Below are 5,832 nucleotides of genomic sequence, written 5' to 3' on the forward strand. Positions count from 1 at the left end.
GCGGCCTTGTTGCGCCTTATCCAGCCTTTGCTGAACCGCCGTGCGATCAGCGCGAATCGGCGCGTGTTGCCCGGAGAAGCCTGAATATGGGTCGTAGCGGCGTCCGGCCATGGGAAGCCATCGGCCGGTACCGGCGCTACTGGCTCAGTGCTTTCATCGTTCTTCCGGCGTGCAGTGCCGGTTTGATACTGGATCAGGTGCTGACAGATCGCCTGCCTCTGTGGCTGGAAATGCCGATGCTGATTATCTTCGCGTTACTGTTTGCGTGGATATCCGCAGGCTTCTGGACGGCACTGGTGGGATTTGTTCTGCTCATGCGCGGACGGACAGACACTGCGCCGGGCAGTCCCGAACTGCGTCTGGCCGAGCCGCGTCCGCAGAGCCGTGTAGCCATAGTCATGCCCATCTACAACGAAGAGGTAGAGCGGGTCGCGGCGGGTCTCCAGGCCACCTACAAATCTCTGCAGCATGCCGGAGCGCTCGCGCACTTCGAATTTTTCCTGCTGAGCGATACCCGTGACCCCGCCATCTGGTTGCGCGAAGAACTGGTGTGGTCGGCGCTCTGTCAGTCTTTAGATGCCTTTGGCCGCATCCATTACCGGCGGAGGCCTATCAACAATAAGGCCAAGAGTGGGAATGTGGCGGACTTCTGCCGCCGCTGGGGTAAGGATTACGAATACATGGTCGTGCTCGACGCCGACAGTGTGATGAACGGCGAAACGCTCTACCGAATGCTGGAGATGATGGAGGGCAACCCGCAAGTCGGTATCATTCAAACGCAGCCGGTGGCCGTCAATCGCGAAACCTTGTATGCCCGCCTGCAGCAGTTTGCGCAGCACCTGTACGGTCCGATCTTTAGTGCTGGCCTGCGCTTCTGGCAGTTGGGCGACGGCCATTATATCGGCCACAACGCCATCCTCCGTACCGCACCCTTCGCCCAATATTGTGCGCTGCCCGTGTTGCCTGGGCGCCCACCCCTCGGCGGCCCGCTGCTGAGTCACGATTTTGTCGAGGCCGCGCTCATGGCCAAAAGTGGCTGGGAAGTCTGGTTTGTACCCAACCTGTCAGGGAGCTATGAAGAAGTGCCGCCGACGCTGATTGATGATCTCAAACGCGACCGCCGCTGGGCGCAGGGTAATCTTCAACATCTGCGCCTGCTGGCGGGGGAGGGGCTGCGCCCCGCGCATCGTTTTCTCTTTGTCAACGGTGCCATGTCATTTTTAGCAGCGCCTTTATGGGGATTGTTTTTGATCCTGGGTGCGCTGAGCTCTCTGCACTGGGCTAATGCAATCGGTGACAGCAGCGTAACGCCCTTTAACTGGGGCTGGCTGGCCGAGCCCATGCCTTTCTGGCTGTTTGGGGTGACGGCTATACTGTTGCTATCCCCCAAATTTATGGCAGTGCTCTGGGTCGTGCGTCAGCGAGGCCAAAGAGAAAATTTTGGCGGCCTATTCCGTCTGGTGGCCAGCATGTTTTTTGAGAGTATTTTTTCGATACTCATGGCACCGATCCGCATGGCCTTTCATAGTCAGTTTGTGATTCAGACATTGATGGGGCGTGGCGTGCGTTGGGGGGCGCAAGTCCGTGGTGATCAGGAAACCTCCTGGGCCGATGCCTTGCGGTATTTTGGCTGGTGTTCTGTGCTGGGCCTGAGTCTTGCGGCACTGCTGTACCCCTTTCTGGGTATCTGGCATTTTGTCTGGCTGGTACCCATACTCGGGGGGTTGACGGCAGCGGTGCCGATTGCAGCCTGGACGAGTCGGCCAGCACTTGGACGCTGGGCGCGGCGTCATCGTCTCTTCGTTATCCCCGAAGAGGTACGTGTTCCGCCAGAGTTACAGGCACTTAGCGCGGACAGTGTGGCCTATCTGCCCCATATAGAGGGGGATCCCTTCATACAGGTCGTAGTCGATCCCCGCTTCAACGCCATACATACCGCCCTGCAGCGAAACCGCACGGGGGCTTGGCCGCGCGCGGCGAATCTCTGCCACAAAGCACTGGAGCAGGGGCCGCAGGAACTCAACAATCGCGAACGCAACATACTGCTCAGTGATCGTAACTCCATGCTCGCATTGCATCGTGCGGTCTGGTCCACGGCTGATCGGACGCGCTTGACCGTCTGGGGCTTGCAGGGCGACGATCAGTAATCGGCGGATGGACAAATTATTGAGGGTAAGCGATGACTAACGGTGGTAACGCCCTGGATCTTATGGCTCTGGCGGGTATCCGCAGCTTGCGCGACTTGCAGGAACGGGCGCGTGCGGGTGATCCAGTGGCGCAATTCAATATGGGCGTGAAATATGCCGAAGGCATTGAAGTCCAACAGGACTATCTGGAAGCCGCCAAGTGGTATGGCGCGGCGGCAGATCAGGGCGATACACCTGCTCAGTTTAATTTAGGACTTATGTTCTATCAGGGGATGGGGCTGTCCAAGGATTTGCGCTGTGCCTACGAACTGTTCAGTCTGGCCGCAGCGCAAGGGGATAGCCGTGCACAGGCCGGGATGACGGCCATTCTCGGCGAAGTGCCGGGAGATGTCGCCGCAGAACTTATGGACACCTTTGGGCGGGGCGATGCCGGCTCACCCACCCACTAACTGGCTTGGCGTTTAGGGGCGCCGCGTGCGGATTTCCGCCAGACGCTCCGCACGGGCGGCTTTTTTCCCCAGGTAGCCGGGTACCACGCTCTCAATGGCGGTGGCCTGAATATGAAAACCGTCAGCCAGATCGTTCCTGGTACAGACGTTATCCACGGACAGGGAAAGCAAATTGTCGCGCGTGAGCACTTTGCCCGGCAGTTTCTCCATGATACTGGCCTGCAGATTGCCGACAAAATTACAGAGGGGCACGATGGCACGATGGGTGCCAATCAGGCTCTGGGTATAAGCCACCAGCTCACCGAGGGTGTACACCTTGGGACCGCACAAGTCATAGGCCTTGCCATAGGTCTTTTCATCATCAATGGACTGCACGTAGGCACTGACCACATCCTCTACCCAGACCGGCTGCATTTTGGCGTTGATGCCCGCCAATGGGATGAGGAAGGGAATGTTGCGCAGTAACTGGGCAAAACGATTGAAAAAGCTATCCCCTTCGCCAAAAATTACCGAAGGGCGGAAAGATGTGACCTTCAGACCGCGACCCCAGAGCAGCTTGGGGCCATTCAGATAGTTAAAGTGACCCATTTTCGCGCTGTTCTCGCCAGACTGGCGGACAATCTCCTCACCAATCCCCTTGGAGCGCAGATAGGCACTGGGACCGAGGGGGCTGGCCCCCAGAGCGCTCATATGGAGTAGGCGCGGAATGCCCAGATGGCCGCAGGTGTTGGCCACCAGGCGCGGCAGTTCTATGTGGTTCTTCTCGAAGTCACCACGTCGCTCGGGCGGATAATCTTTGCGGCCAGGGTTGTTTTCATTGAGGATGCCGACGAGGTTGATGACTACATCGCGTCCTTCGAGTTGTTTCTCCAAGGCGATGGGGTCATGGATATTGGCCTCAACCACTTCCACGCCGGGAAGCACCAGCAGGTTTTCACGGTTGCGCTCGCGGTTGCGCGTCAGAATGCGTACTGAATGCCCGTCCTGACTTAAACGCTCTGCCAGATGGCGTCCGACAAAACCGCTTCCGCCGAGAATGCAAATCCTATGTATTACCATGACACCTCCTGAAATTATGCGGCCAAGCATAGCACAGCCTTATGAAAGGTGTGGATCGGTAGGCCTGTGTTTGAACAGAGCCCTGCACATAGGCTATAAACGCGGGGTGCTGATAAGGGGGATGGTATGGCGGAATGTTCGATAGAGAATGCATCGCGGTTGGGCGGGCGTTTTGTGGCGCTGGGCGCATTGGTGATGGCCCTGGCGGTGATTTTCGGCGCGGCGGGGGATCATCTGGTGGCCGGGCGGGTGAGTGCTGAGGGGCTGCATATTTACGATATTGCGGATCGTTTTCAGATTTATCACGGACTCGGTCTGTTGTTCATCGGCATGTTGATCCGCCAATATGGCAAACGGCGTTTGCTTTATGCGGCAGGGGGACTGATGGTCTTGGGTATCCTGCTGTTCTGCGGCGGACTCTACCTGCTGGCGCTGACCAGTGACGTATTCTGGGCTTTTTTCGCCCCTGTGGGTGGAACCCTGCTGGTTCTTTCCTGGCTGCTGCTCGCGCTGAGTATGTGGCGGGCATCCGCAACGTAGGGGAATAGTTATGTTAATTGCAACGGGAAATGCGTATGGCAAATACCTGGATTTTGCCGATGCCGAAGTGGGGGATAAGTTTTGGGTTGTGGAGCATGTGCCTTACAGCGGGACGGTAACGGCACTACGGGCGTATACTGTAGCAGAAATTAATTCAAAAACCGTACTGTGCCTTGCTGAAGAAGGTAAGCCGCTCAAGCTGAAACGTGCTTTACCTCAGGAAAACTGCTATCTGGATACCGACCCCTATTTCCAGAACATTTCTCGGACTTGGCAGATTCATGCGCAGGTGCAGGCGGCGAAACAGCTCGTAAAAGAACACGAAACCATGGACTTTGACCAGGAAGTCATCGACGCGATCATGGCGTGGCAGAAGAGGGTGCTGGCGCGGAAGATTGCAGCGCAAGGATAGCCGTTGGCGTTAATCGCAGGGGTTGTCGTCCGCATCGAATGCAGATCGGTGCTTCGAGGTGAGCGGTGGAAATAGGTTGTGACATGAATTTACCCCATAGCCGCACTCGTCAATCGAACCAGTTCACCACGGATAAATTTGGCACCCGCCCAAACTCACGCAGATTGCGCGTGACGAGAGTGGCATCACACGCCAGAGCCGTGCCAGCGATCAACGTGTCCAGCGGACCTATAGGCTGACCGGTATCCTCCAAAACAGCTCGAATCGTTGCCGCCTTATTTGCGGCGGTCTGGTCGAATGGTGAAATATTCAGAAGATCAATCAGCTGATCAAGCTGCCCACGTCGCTTGGCAGGATCTCTGGACTTGGCGATTCCCGTCTCGATTTCATAAACAACAATCGCCGGAATAGCAATGTCCGACGGCGCAGTGCCCAACATCCGGTCAGCAATCTGACCACTTTGATGTCCCATTGCTGCTGGTGCAGGGATCGGTGCTGGTGGTGCCGGGCACGTAGCTGGTGAAAATGACATCGCCAAAGACCAGCAGCGGATTGACAATGACCCGTTCGCCGGTGATGGGCAGGTCGATATACCAGCCCATTTTACCGCCTGGGGCGCTGGAATAGGTGACGGGATTGCTGGTGCTGGTGCGGGTGTTGTAGGTGGTGCCGCCCGTAGTGTTGGATGCCGTGGTGGTGCTCAAGGTCTGCTGCACGAGACTGGTCCGGGTGATGGGCGTCGTCATGGTGCCCGGATAAGTTTGATTCACGTCCCATACGCCGTAGAGGCTTTGGGTCAGGTTGTCCGTGGTGTCGCTGGAAAACAGCCATTGGCCGGTGCCGAACATGACACCGATCCGCCCCTGGGTGTCCTGAGAGACGATGGGCGTGGTGGAAATGGGCTGACGATTACCGCCGCTGTCCGTAGCCACAAACATGGGGCCACCATACTCCCTGAGCCAGGTTTTTTAACGGGGTCAACGCCTCCAAAAAGCAGACGGCTACTGTCCGAACACCACCAGTATAGAACACGTGTTTCTACAAGGGACGCGGAAACCCGCGAAGGCGGTTTTTTAGGATCATGAGCATCCCTATGGATAACAAAATAGCGGCCACCGCAATGGTGATCATCAGTTCGATCAGGGTGAATCCGGCTGCGCCCGTCAGAGAGAGGGCGCGCCAACCTGCGCCAGAGGTGGCGGAGATGAGCAGTTCAAAGGCCTGC

8 protein-coding genes are annotated in these 5,832 nt (G+C 57.2%); 4 read left to right on the plus strand and 4 right to left on the minus strand.

What is annotated here, in order from left to right; genetic code table 11:
* Positions 1-86 precede the first annotated feature (86 nt).
* Positions 87-2,147 (plus strand): glucans biosynthesis glucosyltransferase MdoH, encoded by a 2,061-nt coding sequence (mdoH, locus tag Q0C48_RS11845; RefSeq protein WP_291524617.1) that lies wholly within the window; start codon positions 87-89, stop codon positions 2,145-2,147.
* A 32-nt stretch (positions 2,148-2,179) separates the two neighbouring features.
* Positions 2,180-2,596, plus strand: coding sequence for a tetratricopeptide repeat protein (locus tag Q0C48_RS11850; protein ID WP_291524603.1), 417 nt, complete (start codon positions 2,180-2,182; stop codon positions 2,594-2,596).
* 12 nt (positions 2,597-2,608) lie between these two features.
* On the opposite strand, the gene Q0C48_RS11855 is transcribed toward Q0C48_RS11850, so the two are convergent.
* The gene (locus Q0C48_RS11855; protein ID WP_291524605.1) at positions 2,609-3,655 is read right to left on the minus strand and encodes a complex I NDUFA9 subunit family protein; all 1,047 of its coding nucleotides are present in this window, start codon (positions 3,653-3,655) and stop codon (positions 2,609-2,611) included.
* Positions 3,656-3,781: 126 nt separating this feature from the next.
* Here Q0C48_RS11855 and Q0C48_RS11860 point away from each other — a divergent pair, with 126 nt between their 5' ends.
* Complete coding sequence (locus tag Q0C48_RS11860; RefSeq protein ID WP_291524607.1) at positions 3,782-4,195, plus strand: DUF423 domain-containing protein; 414 nt, start codon at positions 3,782-3,784, stop codon at positions 4,193-4,195.
* A gap of 10 nt (positions 4,196-4,205) precedes the next feature.
* Complete coding sequence (locus Q0C48_RS11865) at positions 4,206-4,607, plus strand: hypothetical protein (RefSeq protein WP_291524609.1); 402 nt, start codon at positions 4,206-4,208, stop codon at positions 4,605-4,607.
* A 109-nt stretch (positions 4,608-4,716) separates the two neighbouring features.
* Here the strand turns inward: Q0C48_RS11865 and Q0C48_RS11870 are convergent, their stop codons facing one another.
* The 3 genes from Q0C48_RS11870 to Q0C48_RS11880 all read right to left on the minus strand — a co-directional run.
* Positions 4,717-5,079, minus strand: coding sequence for a type II toxin-antitoxin system VapC family toxin (locus Q0C48_RS11870; protein ID WP_291524611.1), 363 nt, complete (start codon positions 5,077-5,079; stop codon positions 4,717-4,719).
* Positions 5,051-5,545, minus strand: coding sequence for a PilC/PilY family type IV pilus protein (locus Q0C48_RS11875; RefSeq protein ID WP_291524613.1), 495 nt, complete (start codon positions 5,543-5,545; stop codon positions 5,051-5,053). The genes Q0C48_RS11870 and Q0C48_RS11875 overlap by 29 nt, the downstream gene beginning before the upstream one ends.
* A 100-nt stretch (positions 5,546-5,645) precedes the next feature.
* Positions 5,646-5,832: prepilin-type N-terminal cleavage/methylation domain-containing protein (locus Q0C48_RS11880; RefSeq protein ID WP_291524615.1), on the minus strand; the 187-nt coding region annotated here is incomplete at its 5' end.

This window comes from Acidithiobacillus sp. (genome assembly GCF_023255755.1).
In the GTDB taxonomy this organism is placed as follows: Bacteria; Pseudomonadota; Gammaproteobacteria; order Acidithiobacillales; family Acidithiobacillaceae; genus Acidithiobacillus.